This window comes from Streptomyces sp. NPDC057565 (genome assembly GCF_042801455.1).
GTDB classification, from domain to species: domain Bacteria; phylum Actinomycetota; class Actinomycetes; order Streptomycetales; family Streptomycetaceae; genus Streptomyces; species Streptomyces yanii.
This window is the reverse complement of the sequence record NZ_JBHVFU010000104.1, coordinates 1-15,143: the sequence shown is the minus strand read 5'-3', so window position 1 is coordinate 15,143 and position 15,143 is coordinate 1. Positions and strand designations below refer to the sequence as shown.

General features: G+C 68.7%; 14 protein-coding genes, 1 tRNA gene and 3 pseudogenes. 10 read left to right on the top strand and 8 right to left on the bottom strand.

The window, feature by feature from the left end:
• Positions 1-50 precede the first annotated feature (50 nt).
• A complete protein-coding gene (locus tag ACFU8W_RS50220) occupies positions 51-584 on the bottom strand; it encodes an IS3 family transposase (RefSeq protein WP_384052543.1) in 534 nt (177 codons plus the stop codon).
• A 2-nt stretch (positions 585-586) separates the two neighbouring features.
• Positions 587-892, bottom strand: coding sequence for a transposase (locus ACFU8W_RS50215; RefSeq protein ID WP_384052542.1), 306 nt, complete (start codon positions 890-892; stop codon positions 587-589).
• A gap of 537 nt (positions 893-1,429) precedes the next feature.
• Here ACFU8W_RS50215 and ACFU8W_RS50210 point away from each other — a divergent pair.
• The 3 genes and pseudogenes from ACFU8W_RS50210 to ACFU8W_RS50200 form a co-directional block, all read left to right on the top strand.
• On the top strand, positions 1,430-2,269 hold the full coding sequence (locus ACFU8W_RS50210; protein WP_384052541.1) for a hypothetical protein: 840 nt from the start codon (positions 1,430-1,432) through the stop codon (positions 2,267-2,269).
• A gap of 699 nt (positions 2,270-2,968) precedes the next feature.
• Positions 2,969-3,042: transfer RNA gene (locus ACFU8W_RS50205), tRNA-Gly, on the top strand.
• 138 nt (positions 3,043-3,180) lie between these two features.
• Positions 3,181-3,303 (top strand): annotated as a pseudogene (locus ACFU8W_RS50200) (hypothetical protein); the annotation flags it as partial.
• Between the two features lie 49 nt (positions 3,304-3,352).
• Here ACFU8W_RS50200 and ACFU8W_RS50195 read toward each other — a convergent pair.
• The 3 genes and pseudogenes from ACFU8W_RS50195 to ACFU8W_RS50185 all read right to left on the bottom strand — a co-directional run.
• Positions 3,353-3,505: pseudogene (locus ACFU8W_RS50195) on the bottom strand (IS5/IS1182 family transposase); the annotation flags it as partial.
• 85 nt (positions 3,506-3,590) lie between these two features.
• Positions 3,591-4,358 carry a hypothetical protein gene (locus ACFU8W_RS50190; RefSeq protein ID WP_384052540.1) on the bottom strand — a complete coding sequence of 256 codons (768 nt, stop codon included), beginning with the start codon at positions 4,356-4,358 and terminating at the stop codon, positions 3,591-3,593.
• Between the two features lie 62 nt (positions 4,359-4,420).
• Positions 4,421-5,659 (bottom strand): IS110 family transposase, encoded by a 1,239-nt coding sequence (locus ACFU8W_RS50185; RefSeq protein ID WP_384052539.1) that lies wholly within the window; start codon positions 5,657-5,659, stop codon positions 4,421-4,423.
• 540 nt (positions 5,660-6,199) lie between these two features.
• Here ACFU8W_RS50185 and ACFU8W_RS50180 point away from each other — a divergent pair.
• The 3 genes and pseudogenes from ACFU8W_RS50180 to ACFU8W_RS50170 all read left to right on the top strand — a co-directional run.
• Positions 6,200-6,625, top strand: coding sequence for a hypothetical protein (locus ACFU8W_RS50180; protein WP_384052538.1), 426 nt, complete (start codon positions 6,200-6,202; stop codon positions 6,623-6,625).
• 296 nt (positions 6,626-6,921) lie between these two features.
• Complete coding sequence (locus tag ACFU8W_RS50175) at positions 6,922-7,824, top strand: hypothetical protein (protein WP_384052537.1); 903 nt, start codon at positions 6,922-6,924, stop codon at positions 7,822-7,824.
• Positions 7,825-8,059: 235 nt separating this feature from the next.
• A pseudogene (locus ACFU8W_RS50170) lies at positions 8,060-8,602 on the top strand (IS6 family transposase); the annotation flags it as partial.
• A 273-nt stretch (positions 8,603-8,875) separates the two neighbouring features.
• On the opposite strand, the gene ACFU8W_RS50165 reads toward ACFU8W_RS50170, so the two are convergent.
• Together ACFU8W_RS50165 and ACFU8W_RS50160 are read right to left on the bottom strand one after the other, a co-directional pair.
• Positions 8,876-9,517 carry a response regulator transcription factor gene (locus tag ACFU8W_RS50165; RefSeq protein WP_358862950.1) on the bottom strand — a complete coding sequence of 214 codons (642 nt, stop codon included), beginning with the start codon at positions 9,515-9,517 and terminating at the stop codon, positions 8,876-8,878.
• Entirely contained in the window at positions 9,514-11,556 is a 2,043-nt protein-coding gene (locus ACFU8W_RS50160) for a sensor histidine kinase (protein ID WP_384052536.1), read from the bottom strand. Before ACFU8W_RS50160 ends, ACFU8W_RS50165 begins: the two co-directional genes overlap by 4 nt.
• Positions 11,557-11,718: 162 nt before the next feature.
• Here ACFU8W_RS50160 and ACFU8W_RS50155 point away from each other — a divergent pair, with 162 nt between their 5' ends.
• The 3 genes from ACFU8W_RS50155 to ACFU8W_RS50145 are packed head-to-tail and all read left to right on the top strand — an operon-like array spanning position 11,719 to position 12,969.
• The gene (locus ACFU8W_RS50155; protein ID WP_384052535.1) at positions 11,719-12,066 is read left to right on the top strand and encodes a hypothetical protein; all 348 of its coding nucleotides are present in this window, start codon (positions 11,719-11,721) and stop codon (positions 12,064-12,066) included.
• Between the two features lie 38 nt (positions 12,067-12,104).
• The gene (locus tag ACFU8W_RS50150) at positions 12,105-12,833 is read left to right on the top strand and encodes a hypothetical protein (RefSeq protein WP_384052534.1); all 729 of its coding nucleotides are present in this window, start codon (positions 12,105-12,107) and stop codon (positions 12,831-12,833) included.
• The gene (locus tag ACFU8W_RS50145; protein WP_384052533.1) at positions 12,796-12,969 is read left to right on the top strand and encodes a hypothetical protein; all 174 of its coding nucleotides are present in this window, start codon (positions 12,796-12,798) and stop codon (positions 12,967-12,969) included. The genes ACFU8W_RS50150 and ACFU8W_RS50145 overlap by 38 nt, the downstream gene beginning before the upstream one ends.
• Before the next feature lie 682 nt (positions 12,970-13,651).
• Here ACFU8W_RS50145 and ACFU8W_RS50140 read toward each other — a convergent pair.
• Positions 13,652-14,047: a hypothetical protein gene (locus ACFU8W_RS50140; protein ID WP_384052532.1), complete on the bottom strand. Its 396-nt coding sequence runs from the start codon at positions 14,045-14,047 to the stop codon at positions 13,652-13,654.
• Positions 14,048-14,117: 70 nt separating this feature from the next.
• Between ACFU8W_RS50140 and ACFU8W_RS50135 the strand changes: the two genes are divergently transcribed.
• Positions 14,118-15,032 carry an IS982 family transposase gene (locus ACFU8W_RS50135; protein WP_384052531.1) on the top strand — a complete coding sequence of 305 codons (915 nt, stop codon included), beginning with the start codon at positions 14,118-14,120 and terminating at the stop codon, positions 15,030-15,032.
• Positions 15,033-15,143: the final 111 nt, after the last annotated feature.

The window sequence follows — 15,143 nt, the reverse complement described above, 5'->3', positions numbered from 1 at the left end:
GTACCGCTTCATGTACTTGCTTCCCACCTGGTGCTACTTCCTCTGGAACCTCAGGTCCCAGTCTCCAGGTGTCCACGATCAAGGGGAAGGTTCACCCGGGTCGCCAGGTCGATGACGGTGGCGAGGTACCACCAGCCGGCAAGGGTAGGCAGGTAGGTGATGTCCGAGACCAACTTGGTGCCGGGCTCGGCAGCGGTGAAGTCACGTCCGACCAGGTCAGGGGACGGGGCCGCCTTCTTGTCCGGGCGGGTCAGACCGCGGCGTTTGCGGCGGGTGATGCCTCGGATGTCGTGCTCGCGCATCAACCGCTCGACCCTCTTCCGGTTAATCCGCCGTCCCTTGCGACGCAGTGCGGCCGTGATCCTCGGGGAGCCGTAGGCGCGGCGGGAATCCGTGTGGAGCTTGCGGATCTGCGTGACCAGCTCGGTCTCCTCTCCCGCTCGCGCCTCGGCGGCCGGGCGTGCGGCACGCCAGGCGTAGTAGCCGGAGCGGGACACCCCCAGGACCTTGCACATCAGGCTGACGCCGTGGCCGTCCGGGTTGCGTTCGGTGGCCTTCTCCGCATCGATGAACGCGTAGCGCACGGCTACTTCGTCGATTCCCTCGCGAAGAAGGCCGCGGCTTTTTTCAGGACCTCGATGGTCTCCTGCTGTTCCCGGTTCTCCCGCCGCAGACGCCGCAGCTCTTCCTTTTCATCGCTGGTCAGGGCGCCCGCAGGCCCATGCCCTCGGTCGGCCTCGTCTTGCTTGACCCAGTTGCGCAGTCCCTCGGCGCTGACGCCGATCTCCCGGGCGACCTCGGTAACCGTCTTCCCTGAGGAATGCACCAACGCGACCGCGTCACTCTTGAACTCGGCCGTGTACCGCTTGCGCGTGTTGCTCTTCTTGCTCACTACCTGGGACTGCTTTCTCCGGGACCTACCGTCCCAGTATCAGGCTGTCCACCTCAGCGGGGGAACTTCAGCGGGCGTGAATGTGCGACTGAAGTCCTGGAACGTCTCCCGCAAAGCCCGCTGCAGTCCCAACCGCATGACCGTCATCGCCGCAGCAGTCCTCACCCTGGAGCGTCAACGCTGAAAGAGCTCCATCAAACTAAGGGCTGTCCCGTAATCCCTGGCGGAACAGCGCGCGGCGTCAGATGCGGTGTATCGCAGGGCGGAGGGGCGTCCTCATACTGGGTGTATTCGGGCGTTCCGACAACGCAGCGAGGTGCCGTAGCTGTCGTCGTGCGCCCGCCAGGGATTACGGGACAGCCCTTAGCGAATCGTCACTGACAGCCCTCACTGACACCAAACCGGCGCATCGCACCTGGTCGCGGGCACCGAAACTCTGGCTGCCTGAGGAGGACGACCGCGATGACCCCGGACGCGCGGCCTGCCGCGGGCCTGGTCGCCGCAGGGATGTCAGTGGCATGAGGTTGACTGTCGGCCGTGGGAACCAATGCATTCGTCGACAGCGTCTGGCGCCTGATCAACGGGAATCCCCCTAATCTGGGTGAGCCCGTCATCCTGGAGGCCCCGCCGGGCACGGACCTGCATGAACTCGTCGCGGAATTCGGCCGGTGGGCGGGGCAGCACCGGAATTTGGCAGCGGGCGGGTTCGTCGACCCGTCGCTCAGCGAACGCACCGGCCTGCCGCTGGCCGAGCCCTTCGGGGCTGGGGAATTGCTGGAGATGCGGGGCTGGGGCTACCGGAACCGCTGGGTCGGGTGCGGCCTGGTCGCGTCCCCCGACAGCCCACGGGCTGTCGCCGTGATCACCCATCGCGAGGACCCGGCGGCTGCCGGTTTCCCACAAGGCGCGTCCTGGGCCGAGAAGCTGCGCATCGTCACCAGCTGGGAACCGATACCCAAGCCGCGCGTGGACTGGCCCGCCATCGAGGCCGACCTCGGCACACGGCTACCCAGCGACTACAAGGAGGTCGTCGACCTGTTCGGCGCGGGCAGCTTCGACGAGTACTTCGAGCTTGCCGTGCCCGGCGGCCCCGGCGCGCGCAGCAACCCGTGGAAGAGGTACGGCCCCGGCCTGTCATCCGGTGGACTCGTGCCTTGGGGCTGGTCAGAATACGAACTCGGACTCATGTGGTCGACGGGCGCGACCAATCCTGACGAGTGGACCGTGGTCACGCAGTCGGAAGGCGATGAAGAGCAGCAATTCGATTGCGGAGCTGGTGAGTTCATCTTGCGCATGCTCACAGATGTGCAGTTGGGATACCCAATGAGCCACGCCTCCAGGCACTTCTTCGTGAGCTATGGCCCGCTGCACTCCTGACAGCGATCGCCGAGCCGGGCGTTGTTCCGGGATCGGCGGGGCGATCCATCCACAAGATTTGACTATTGCTCCTGGTTGCGCGTGGACAGCTCTCTCCGGGAACTCCTTGAGGGATCTGCTCCGCCCCTCGTGCCGGTCCCTACAATCACACCATGCTGGGACGCGGGGGGAAGGCGAGGACGGGCGCGGGGCGCTCGTCGGGAAACGGGTCGTTCGACGAGACAAGCTGGTGGTGGGTCCCGATCGGCGTCGTGGTGGGGCTCGCTGTGAGCTGGGGTATCGCCGGGCTCATCGAGGGTGGCTGCAGGCGGGGGTCGCGTGGCGGCTGCGTGGCAGCGGACGGCTACGAGTTGCACGGTTGGGTGCTTTTTCTCGCAGGCATGCCGGCGATGGCGGTGGTGCTCTTCGGATTGGGCGCTGGCTACTGGGCACCCACACTGGGCCTTGCTGGCGGCGGTGCGGCCGGTGGGCTGTACGCGCTCGCTCAAGGCCAGACGGAACCGTACGTGATCAGCGCGGGCGTCTTCTTTGCGCTTGCTGTCGCGGCGCCCATTGTGACCTTGTGTCGGCCGTCTCAACGGCCGGGCCGACGCGGGCGTACAACGGTTCGTTGAACTTCGCTGCGACACAGTGCGCAGCGTATGTGTATCGTTGCGTTCTGTGAGCGGCTGTCCTGAGCAGCAGCGCAGCCGACCACGCGCGTCAGTAGTGCAACAGCAGCACACCTGCCTTCCGGGCGGGAGGTCCTGGTGCGAATCCAGGCTGGCGCTCCACCACGAAGCCCCTGAACGGCCCCGGCCGGTCGGGGGCTTCGCTGTACCGCCCTGGCCTGCACCGATGCCCCAGGAGCGGTTCCGTCAGGTCGGCTACCATCGCCGCTCGCCTCAGCGGAACCGTCACAGGAGCGGCCCATGTTCCACGGCTCGATCCCCGCGCCCCTTCGGTCGATCATCTACGAGCACGCCGGGACCTGGCCTGGCAAAGACATCTACGTCGGGTGCTCCGGCAACTTCACCATCGAACGGGTGCTGTACTCCCGTTTCGGTGCGGAGCGGAGCATCCACGGCAACGACATCACCGCGTACTCGTGCGCCAGTAGGCCGCGACCAGCAGAGCCCGGTCCTCCAGCGGCAGACTCCACGGCCGGCCCTTGCGGACCGCGTCCGCACCCTCGCGCCGCAGGACCGTCACCAACTTCCCGAACAGGCGAGGGCTGAGCCCAGTGAACGGAGTTATCCAGACACCTCACGGCGCCAAGCCGTCAAGTCGGGACAGCGGGCACGAGCTCACTGTTCGATTCCGAGGGCCCTGCCGGTGGTCATCAGAGAGCGTCCTTGATGTGGCCTCGGGCGAAGTCCCATGGGGCGGGTGCATTGGCGGCCGCGTACTCGTCTGCGATGTCGAAAACGCTCCCGCATCCTGGGCATTCCGCCTGGCCGAACAGGTGCGTCAGGCCCCAGGCGAGCCGTTGCTGGCCATCCCGTACGGCCGACTCGTGCAACATCCTCCCGGTGCCGGTCAGTTCGTGCGGGACGGCCGGCCGGAGCGGGACCTGGTGGACATCCCCCAGATTCCAGTCCCGGATCGAGGAGTAGCAGCCGTAGTCGCCGACCGCGATCGTCACCGGTGCGTCACAGTGCGGACAAGCGACAGTGACGAAGGAATCGGTGAAGTCGTCCAGGGCCTCGAACCACAAGGGCTGGCCATCGAACGCGAGCATGGCCCGCAGCCGGCTCAGGTAGATCTTCCCGTCCAGGCCAGACCGCAGCCGGGCGGCGGCCATGGCGCGAAGCTCGGCCAAGGTCTCCGCACAGCGGGCGACTTCTTCGTCGGCGCCGTGAGGTTGAAGGAGGCCACCCGCTATGGCTCCGGCCAGATCGAGCGCCCAGTCCCCGGCGTCCTCGGTCTTCGCGATGTCCGCCAGCTGCGGCAGTGCGGCGATGCTCGCCGGGGTAATCGTCCCCTGGTGGCACAAGCGCCCCCAAAGCCAGTCGATGGCCTCCTGGTCACGACCGATGGCTCGGTCCAGCAGCCCGGGTATCGCGCGTGCCGGGCCGTAGGCGTCGTGGAGTGTGGACCAGTCGATCATCCGGTGATTCAAGCACGCTGCGGAGCGACCTCCGGGGGGCGGTGAGTCGTGAGTGGGATCACCTACGCCACCGCCAGTGCTGGGGCCTGCGGCGCCGGGAACGCGGTGTGCTCATCGAACAGGCGGCGGTTCTTGAGGCAGTGGTGGAGCTGGCCTAGCATCCGGTTGAACAGATTGCGCTGGCCAGCGGCGTGCCAGTCTCCGTGGTCGTCACGTCGCCGCCGGTAGTGGGCCTTGGCACCGGGCGAGGCAGTGATCGCTGAGAACGCCCAGAGGTAGCCGGCGTGGTTGAGCCGGTCGTTCTTCACCCATCGTCTGGTGATGGTGGACTTCTTGCCGGAGGCCCGGGTGACGGGTGAGGCGCCCGCGTAGGCCTTCAGGCCGCGGGCGTCCGCGAAGCGGGTGCGGTCATCTCCGATTTCGGCCAGCACCCGGGCGGCAAGCTGGATACCGAGGCCGGGGAAGCTGAGGATGATTTCGGAGTCCGGGTGCTGCGGGAACGCCTCCTCGACGGCCTGGGCGAGGTCGTCGGCGGCGGTGCAGGCGGCCGTGAGCTGTCCGAGTAAGGCGAGCGTCTGCTTGCCGAGCGCGTCCTCGACAAGCTCGGGCTGACGGGCCCAGTCGGTGCGGAATGCCTCGCGCAGCCGCTCGACGTCCGACTCGATGCCGCGCTTGCGGCCCGCACGCTTGAGAGCCGCCGTGATCTGGGTGCGAGTCAGGCTCGCGGCCTTGGCCGGAGTCGGCGCGAGCTTCATCAGCTCGCGGGCCTCCGGTCGGCACAAGCCGTTGTCCCACTTGGCGAAGGCCTCCAGAGCGGCGGGGTAGTACTCGCGCAGCAGCGAGCGGAGCTGGTTGGCGACCTGCTGCCGGTTCCAGACCGCGTCCTGCTGAGCGCGGGCCAGTACGGCAATGGCGCGGGCCAGGTCGCTGTCGTTCGGCAGCGGTCGGTGGGCATGCATATCCGTGCGCAGGATGTTTGCCAGGACCAGGGCGTCGCCGCGGTCGGACTTCTTACGGGAGACTGCGTGCCGGTCGCGGTAGCGGGCGGCAGCCATCGGGTTGATCGCGAACACCTTCCGCTTGCCTGCCCGCAGCACCGCGACCAGCAGACCGCGGGAGGTCTCGATCGCGACCGGGATTGGGGTCTCCTCCGTGTCGCCGTATTCAGCGAGCAAGTCCATCAAGCTCCTGTAGCCGGCCGCGTCGTCGGTGATGTGTCGCTTTGCAAGTAGCTGGCCGGTGTCGTCGACCAAGGCAACGTCGTGTGTTCTCTCGGCCCAGTCGATGCCGCAGTAGATCAACTTTTCCTCCCCAGAGGTGCGGTGTTTGCGCTGGTTGCGAGCGCATGCGGGCCACGCAGCGACCTAATTCCAGGACTCGACCATCCGGTCGGTCCGCCACCTCACTAGCCGTTCGTGGCACCAGCGCACCTCACGGGCCCCGGTCTCCTCGGGAGCTCTGACGGCTCTGGAGTATCAGGAGGTCACCGTGCGACGGGCTCGCACCACCAACACCAACGAGTGATCAAGCGGACAGTGTTGACGGTGGTGGCGACCTCGAAGACACCGAGCGCCGCCGCTCTGGATAAAGGGATCGAGTGCCCAGACGGCTCCAGGCGTACGGTCGGTGCCCGCGAGGCTGCCACCACCTGCACTGTGGAAGGCCGGGATGAGAGAAAAGCGTCGGCCCCCGGCGCTCGAACGGACTGGTGGCAACCCCCGGCTCCCACAGCCCGTTACCAAGGAATTAGGACGGCTCTGACGCCGTGATCACACCAGCCACTCCAAGATCATCTCATCGTAACCACCGTGACTGTCCGCGCATCGAGCCAGACTTGGTGGATGGAGACGAACGCCCCGTGGTCACTGGCAGTTGCATGGGACTGGATGGAGGAATCCGCGCGGTCCGCCGACGCCGCGGTGCGAGGAACCGACTCGTGGGTTCCTCCTGTCGCAGAGGCGTTGGTGCTGGCCGCCAGGGCGAGCGCGTTGAGCCAGTGGTATCCGTTCACCAGCCACAACTATCTTCGGTTCGTGGACCGACCCGCGTTCTGGATGCCTGGCGCACAAGACGACGGGAGCGAGCTGGCGGGGTCCATCTCCTTCGACACCGGCGGGCCGGAGAGCCGTCCCGTCTTCCGGGTCTGGAGCGGCCTCCTTCTCCGGAAGCCCGACCCCGTACTCGTACTCGCCACTCCGAACGCTGTCGAGGCCGTAGACGCACTGGTAGGGCTACTGCCAGCTCACGACGTGGAGAGCCGACCGTAGCAGCGTCGTCTCGCACAGCAATTTCGGGACAGCCTTTAGGTGGCGACAGCGGCGGACCCCTGCTCCACGGGGCAACGGCCCTGGGCCTTCTCTCCGGCGGCAGCAACGAAACAGTGTGCAACTCTTCCTCCACCGGAAACTACGTGAACTACTTCACGAAGGTGCGGACAGTGCTGAACCAGACTGGTCTCAAGGTCTACTGACAACGTGCCGCCGCAGCCGGCGGAACCTGCCCTGGCCCGGCCGCGTCACAGGAAAAGGGCAGTTGCCACGTCACCGTCTTTTCGGAGGTCCACATGCGCATCCGGGCGTCGCACTCACTGAGCCTGCTCGCTGCAGCGGCTTTGTCCGCCACGGGTTTGGTGGCCGTCTCCGGTTGCAGCGGCCAGAAGGATGCCGGCGGCGACACGGCGGTGATGGCGCACCGTGCCCGTGAGGTCGCCGGAGCCTGGGACGGGTCAACCGCTGCCGCCGCGTGGCGAGCTGGCTACCACCCCATGGGCGAGGTGGTCCAGCTGCCGCGCGGCGGCCTGCGAAGCCAGGCCGACAAGCAGGCCTACCAAGACCACAACTTCGTCCTGCGGGGCAGGATACCCGACACCGGGCCGAAGGACGGCCGGGTGACTTGGATCGGAGGCGGATCGCTCACACGGCAGCTGGCGGGGGCGGTTGAGTCGTACAAGACCCTGGCTGGGGGCCGCACCGGCGGAAAGCCACACCTCACTGTGACCGGGGCGAAGCTGGGTGAGATGAGTGTGGCCACCAGCCGGGGACCGGCGGTGGTCCCAGCCTGGCTGTTCACCCTAAATGGCTATGCCTCCCCTCTCAAGCAGGCCGCTGTCATCCCGTCGCCACTCCCCCGGCCGCCGATCGGGCGGGCCTACGGCGTCCCGGGCTATCCGCTCAATCAGCTGGTCCAGATTGCCGCAGGAGGGCGTTCGGTGACCGTGGTTGCCCTACACGGTGCCTGCGACGATGGCCCCGTGGTGGCTGTACTGGAAACACGGGGCAGCGTGGTGCTCTCGGGCTCCGTCAAACACCGGAAGGACGACGGCGGCCTCTGCACCAAGCAGGCAAGGTTGCAACAAGTGACTGTGAAGCTGGCACGACCCGTAGGCGACCGCGTTGTGCTCGACGCGCACACCGGCCAACCGGTTCCCTACAAGCCACCGCACGGACCCTCGCCAAGCTGGAGTTGAGCAGTGCCAGTCCTCGGCGAGCGCATTCCACTCTTCAGGGGCAAGGCCCGACACTCCCGTCGAACGCGTCTGAGCCGCCCTCAAGCAGCACCTGGACAGCACGGCCATCTCCTGGCCGGCGACGTAGTAGCGCACTACCCCGTAGGAGACATCCGCCCCGGGCGCTGTCACGTTGGCTGACGGGGTGGGAGGATGCTCGGGCTGACCACGGTGGAGGGGGTCGTCCGTGGAGGGCATGTCGCCGTCGTACAAGGGGCACCGGCATCCGGTCGAGGTGATCTCGCACTGTGTGTGGCTGTACTTCCGGTTCCCACTCAGTTTCCGTGAGGTCGAGGAGCTGATGCTGGAGCGCGGCGTGATCGTCTCGTACGAGACGGTCCGCCGCTGGTGCCTGAAGTTCAGTCAGCAGTACGCCAACGGACTGCGCCGCCGGCGGCTCCAGCCCGGCGACAAGTGGCACCTGGACGAGGTCTTCATCAAGATCAACGGTGAGCAGAAGTACCTGTGGCGGGCTGTCGACCAGGACGGCAACGTGCTGGACATCCTGGTGCAGAGCCGCCAGAACACGGCTGCGGCCAGGCGCTTCTTCCGCACGCTGCTGACGAAGACGGGCGGGGTGCCCCGGGTGATCGTCACGGACAAGCTCCGCTCCTACGGCGCGGCCCACCGCGAGGTCATGCCCTCCGTCGAGCACCGTTCCCACAAGGGCCTGAACAACCGGGCCGAGAACAGTCATCAACCCACCCGGCAACGCGAACGGGCGATGAAAGGCTTCCGGCGCTCGCCCTCATCCTCAAGTTGTGAGACCCCAGAGAAAGCCTGCTGTCGCGCTCGCTCCCACGAACCGACCGCAGGAAAGAGGTGCCCCAGATCGGTGTAAGCAGCTGCTCCGGGGCGTCGAGCCGGCGGCGGGCTGCGGTGCTGACCGCCTTGCCGAGCGGGGCCGCGCCGAGCCGGCCGCGGTGAACCTGCGGCTCAGTGGGACACACCCGTTGGCGCGGGGCGAGCGCCGCGGAGCAGAGCTGAACCGGAGCGGAAAAGAGGGGAGTTCTCAGTGCGGCCGGCCCAGACCGGCGTCGCGTGCCCGGACGATGGCCTGGCTGCGCTGGGTGAGGTGCAGCTTGGCGAGGATCGCCGAGACGTTGTTCGCCACGGTCTTGCCGGACAGATGCAGGCGCCGACCGATCTCGGCGTTGGAAAGACCGGCCGCGAGGTGGTCGAGGATGTCCCGCTCACGTGCGGTGAGTTCCGGGAACGGGCCGTCCTGCGGCGGTGGCGAGACGAACCAGGTCCGCAGCCGGCCCGCCAGTGCCGCGCCGAAGACCGGCTGCCCGGCCGCGGCGGCGTGGATGGCGGCGACGATGTCCGCTCCGTCGGCCCCCTTGACGAGATAGCCGAGCGCGCCGGCCTGGACGGCTGCGAAGACCGTCGCGTCGTCCTCGAACATCGTCAGGACCAGCACGGCCGCGTCCGGCACCCGGGTCCGGATCTGCCGGGTGGCCTCGATGCCGTGGAGCCCGGGCAGTTGCAGGTCCATCACGATGACGTCGGGCAGCAGCTCAACGGCCCGGCGGACGGCTTCGAGACCGTCCCCGGTCTCACCGGCCACCTCGATGTCGTCGACGGTGTCGAGAACCGCTCGCATCCCCTGGCGTACCAGGGGATGGTCGTCGGCGAGCAGCACACGGATCATGGCCTCTCCGGGATCGGGAACCAGGCGGTGACGGCGCCGCCGTCGGGACTGGGGCCGGCCTGACAGCGTCCGCCCAGTTCCGCGGCGCGTTCGCGCATCGCGGTCACGCCGACGCCGGGCAGCCACGGACCGGCGGACGTACCGTCGTCGCCCACCCGCAGCACCAGCTCCCGCACGGAGGCGTCCAGGCGTACGCGGCACTGCCTCCCGTCGCTGTGGCGCACCGCGTTCGTGATCGCCTCGACGGCGGTGCGGTAGGCGGCGACCTCGACCGCGGCCGGCAGGTCGGACAGCTCGCCCGCCTCGACGGTGACCCGCAGCGGTGAGCCCGCCGTGAGCCGGTCGGCCTGCGAGCGCAGGGCTCCGACGAGCCCGAGGTCGTCCAGGCTGGGCGGACGCAACCCGTGCACCACCTTCCGCAGGTCCGCCAGCGCCTGGGCGGCGGCTTCGCGGGCCTCAGCGATATGGTTGTCGGCCGAGGGCGGGTCGGTCTCCAGCCGCGCGCGGGCCGCGTCCAGGGTGAGGCCGATGGCGGTGAGCACCGGACCGAGGCCGTCGTGCAGTTCACGGCGCAGCCGCCGCCGCTCCTCCTCCCGCGCGGCGACCAGGCGTTGCTGCGACCGCACCAGCTCGACGGTGAGGGTCCGGGTGTGCAGCGCCAGACCGAGCTGACCGGCGATGTCGGACAGCAGGCCGCGGTCGCGGTCGTCGAAGCCCTCCTCGCCGCGCCGGGCCGACGCGACCAGGTAGCCCTCGATCTGGCCTTCGTACAGCAGAGGCCGGCGCTCCAGCGGCTCCACCGGTGTCCCGTAGGACGCGACCGGGGTTCCGTCGGCGCGCTCGACGGACACGTACGGCAGCCGCAACGCGGATGCCATTGCGTGGCCGAACGAGCCCAGCGCGTCGGCGCCCGGGACGGAGTTGAGTCGCTGCCCGAGGTCCCGCAGCGTGCGGTACGGATCCTGACGGCCGCCGTAGAAGAGGCGGTCCACCAGGTGTTGCGTGCGGTCGCGCAGCGGGACGAAGGACAGTGCCACGGCCGCCGCGGCGACCGGGGTCGCGACCTGCCGGGAGACCACGCGGGTGGCCAGCCCCGTCAGCACGGCGAAGCCGATGATCAGGGCGGCGGTGATCGCGCCGTAGACCAGGGAACGGCGCAGGATCGTGTCGATGGACCACAGCCGGTAGCGCAGCACCGGAAGGGCCAGAGTCAGGACGAACACGACCGCGTCCACGCTGTTCGTCAGCGACGGCAGTTGCTCGGTCACGGCGAGCGGGAACAGCGCCAGCGCCACGACCACGCCGACCGCCCGCCACTTCAGCTGCTGGCGGGCGACGCCCTCGGCCCTGGCGAACCGGACCACGACGCCGATGCCCGCGATCAGCCCGAGCAGCACCACCACGGGCGCCAGGAAAGTCGCCGCGTCGGCGATCCGGCCGACCGTGCTCCCGCCGGTGAGTGGGTGGGCGAGCCCGCTCACGCCGCCCCCGACGTCCCGCAGGGTCGTGCCCCCGAGCAGTCCGCCCACCATGACCAGCGCGGTGCAGGTGATGATCACCTTCTCGAGGACCGCGCTCCACCGGCCGGCCGGTCGCCCGGACGGGAACCGGAGGTTGATCAGACCCTGCGCGGCGACCGGCGCGAACGCGAAGGTCCCGGCGGTCAGCCCCCAGCGCGCCGGGACGCCGCGGTCGCCGTCCAGGACGGCCGCGTACGCCGGCGGCAGGGCCAGCACCTGCACGACGACCAGCACGGCCGCCCCGGCGAGCAGCCACCCGAACGGCAGGTCCGGACGGCGGTCGATGAGCAGGGCCCCCGTCACCCCGTACGCGATCATCGTGACCAGCGGCTCCACCCAGGCCGGGGATCCGCCGGAGTCCGGCATCGGGTGCCCCGCGGTCACCCACCACAGCAGGAAGCCCACCCCGACGAGGACGGCCGCCAGCGTCGCGGCGGCCCATCGGCTGCCGTCCGGGGTCCGGTGTCCGCGCGGAGTGTCGATACGGCGAGTATCCCGATCCGCGTCCGGCGGCAGCAACGGCCGCGTTTCCCGAGTTTCCGGGAAACCTTCCCGGCCGACCCGGGAATCGGGGCGTCCCGCGCCGGACGCGACCGCGCCGACTCGGGAAGGCGAGCCCTGGGCCGGGGGTCCCGGCGCGCCCGACGCTGATCCGGCAATCGCCGTATCCAGGAGGCCGCCATGAGGACCATCCGCTGCTTTGCCGCCATTGCGACCCTCGCCATGTCGCTGCTCAACCTTCCGATCGCGCTCGACGACGGAGGCAACGGCATCCCGGCCCCGGCCGCCTGGCTGATCAGCCTGCTCGGCGCCGTCGGCATCGTCGCCGCGATCGCCCTGCTCCGCTCCGCCGCCTGGGCCACGCCCGCCGTACTCACCGTTGGCGCGCTCAACCTGATCGGCGCGGTCGTCGCCCTCGTCCGGAGCTGGGACGGCGCCGTCATCGGCCTTGTTCTCAGCGCCGCCGGCACCGGCCTGGCCCTCGCGCACTCCGTGGGCCGGACGGCGAAGACGCCGCAGGCCGGCTGACCCACCCTCACCTCTCCAACGGGAACGGAGGTTCCACCATGCAGTCCGACACCGGCACTCAGCCGACCAGGGCGGCCTCGCCGCAGCAGCCCAAGCCGCTGAAAGACGTACGAGGGTTCTGGCGCGTCCTGCTCGCCGTCGTCGCCCCGCTGCCGATGACCGGCATGGGGCTCAGCTACATCCTCAGCCCCGTCGACGGGGGCTCGTCGTTCGAGGACACCGTGACGGCCTACACCGGCCACCTCGATCAGGCCCGCGCCACCCAGTACCTCGGTGTGCCGTTCCTGGTCCTGCTGATTCCGGCGACGCTCGCCGTGATCTGGGTGTCCCGCCGGGGCGCGCCCCGGCTCACCACCGCCGGAGCGCTCCTCGCGCTCCTCGGTCAACTGGCCGGTTTCCCTCTGAACCAGGGCGGCGACCTGCTCGCGTACATGACGGCGAAGAACGGCCTCGACGTGACGACCGTGGCCGCGCTTCAGAAGGCCCTGGAGGAGGATCCGTTGGCCCTGACGGGCGGCCTGCTGTTCATCGTCGGCATCGTCCTCGGGTTGCTGCTGCTCGGTCTCGCCCTGTGGCGCAGCGGCGCCGCGCCGGCCTGGGCGGGCATCGCCCTGGCACTGGGCGGCTTCACTCACCCCTTCATGCCGGGGCACGTCGCGTCCGGCGTCGGTCTGCTCGTCGCCGCGGTCGGCTTCGCCGGGGCCGGCTGGGCACTCCTGCGCATGAGCAATGACGACTTCGACCGGGCACCCGACCGCCCCGCCTGACAGGTCCGCGTCCGGCGCGGTCACCCGCTACCGGGGCGTCGGACACGTGCCCGAGCGCGGGCGGCGCGGCCGGGATCCGTTCCAGGACGCCGCCCGCGAACACGTCGTCCCGGGCATCGTCGAACCGACGGGCTGACTCGCACGAGCGGCGCCGTCTCCCGGGTCCCACGGGAGACGGCGCCGTCCTGTCACACGGGATCGCGCCGCGTACGGCTCACCCCATGGCTCCAGTGGCCGGGGCGTGTCACTTCACGCCGACCGCCCGGATGATCTCCTGGGTGACCTTGCCGCCCCGGTCGTCGCCGGCGGTTGCGCGCACAGCCGACTACCCGCCCGGGTTTCCGAGGGTCGGAGTTGGACCCTCGGAACCCGTACGGCGGGGCGCCTGCCATACGGGCCCGGTACGCAGCAGAGGGGACAGGGGGCTGCTCCCAGAGCAGGCAACGCCCGCACGACGGTGACGACATCGGACCGGTGGGCCCGCAGAATGGCCACGACGCAGACGAGCGTGGCGCAGAGCAGTGCGACGACGAGGCCAAGCGGTACGGCGGTGGCGATCAGGGCGAGTGCGTCCATGGGTGTCTCCTGTTTGAGGGCGTGCGGGGGTAGGGCGGTGGCGATGCGGAGAGAAAAAGCCCTCCCGTCCCCGACAGCCCGCGGGCGGTCGGTGGGGAGGCCTAGAGGTCTGTTGGCAGACCACTAGATGATCAATTCCAAGGGATGCCTGCAGGGGGTGTGGGGTGGGCGGCGGCCGAAGCCACCGCAAGACGGTCAGGCGGCGGGCTGCCGACCCTGGTTGCCGAGGTGGCAGCGGGCGGTCAAGCGTCAGGGTCGACTTCGGGGTGCGTGAACCGCACGGGCTTGCCCAGCGACCGGGCGTAGGCGATTTCGGCTCGGGTGCTGTCTCCGATGTAGTCGCCGACTACGAGCACCTCATCAGCGAGCCGGATCTTCGCCCGGTGCAGATCGTCGAGTCGAACCTTCAGCGCCTCGGCCTCGGCCTCGACAGGATCGGACCAAAGTTCGTGCGGCGACTTCATGTCACAGCCCGGTTTGACGACAATCTTTCCGGCTTTGGTCTCCCGCAGATCGGCCTCGGTCATCTCGGTCATGAAGCGGGTGGAGCCGCAGATCACGACGATACGCGGGAGGCTCAGCTGCTTCTTCGCGTCGGCGAGCCTCTCCTCGGGGGTGAGCAGTTGCGGGTATGACACTGGTTCCTCCTGGTGGTGTGGTCCAAGGGGCGCCTACGGAGACGAGAACGAGGGTGTCCAAGATCGTTTTGTGACGAACGACGTGGACACCCTCGCGACAGCACTCTATGCGACGACCGACGACATCCTGAAGGAGCATCCCGGGCTGGCGCCGTGGCGCCCGCCGGTCGGCATTACGCCCCGCCTGAGCGATGCCGAACTGCTCACCCTCGCCACGATGCAGGCCATACTCGGCTACACCTCCGAGGCCAAATGGCTCCGCCATGCCCGTGCCCACCTGCGCCACCTCTTCCCCTACCTGCCCCAGCAGCCCGGCTACAACAAGCGGCTACGCAAGGCCGCCGGTCTGATGCGAAGCGTCAACCGGATCCTGGCCACCACCACCTCGGTGTGGAGCGACGACGTATGGGTCGTGGACTCCACCCCGGTGGAATGCGGCCGCTCCCGCCAGACCGTCAAACGCTCCGACCTGGCAGGCTGGGCCGAATACGGCTACTGCGCCAGCCACAGCCGCTTCTTCTGGGGCCTGCGCCTACACCTGGTCTGCACCCTTCAGGGCCTGCCCATCGCCTTCGTCCTGACCGGGGCCAAGGCCGACGAACGCGAGACCCTCCTCGACCTCCTGGCCGCCGAATGCGCGCTTCTGCGAGAGCGCCCCCGACAGACTCTCATCGGCGACAAGAACTACTTCGGCCGTGGTTTCGAACGCGAACTGTCCGAGCATGGAGTCCAGTTGCTGCGGCCTGCCCGTAAAGGTGAACGGGAACGGCCTGGCGCAGCCCTGTTCAAGCCGCTGCGGCAGGTCATCGAATCGATCAACGAGACCTTCAAGGGACAGCTTGACCTCGAGCGGCACCGAGGGCGCACAGCCGACGGTGTCATAGCCCGCGTCATGCAACGCATCCTCGCGCTGACTGCCGCGATCTGGCACAACGACGCGACCGGACAAACCGTCCTACGATCACTGATCGCCTACGATCACTGACCCCTTGGAATGGATCATCTAGTGTCTTGAGTCTTTATTTCATTGCAGAAGTAGGCTGGGTTCATGGCGCGTATGGGTCGGCCGACGGTCGAGGTGGTTCTGGCGGATGAG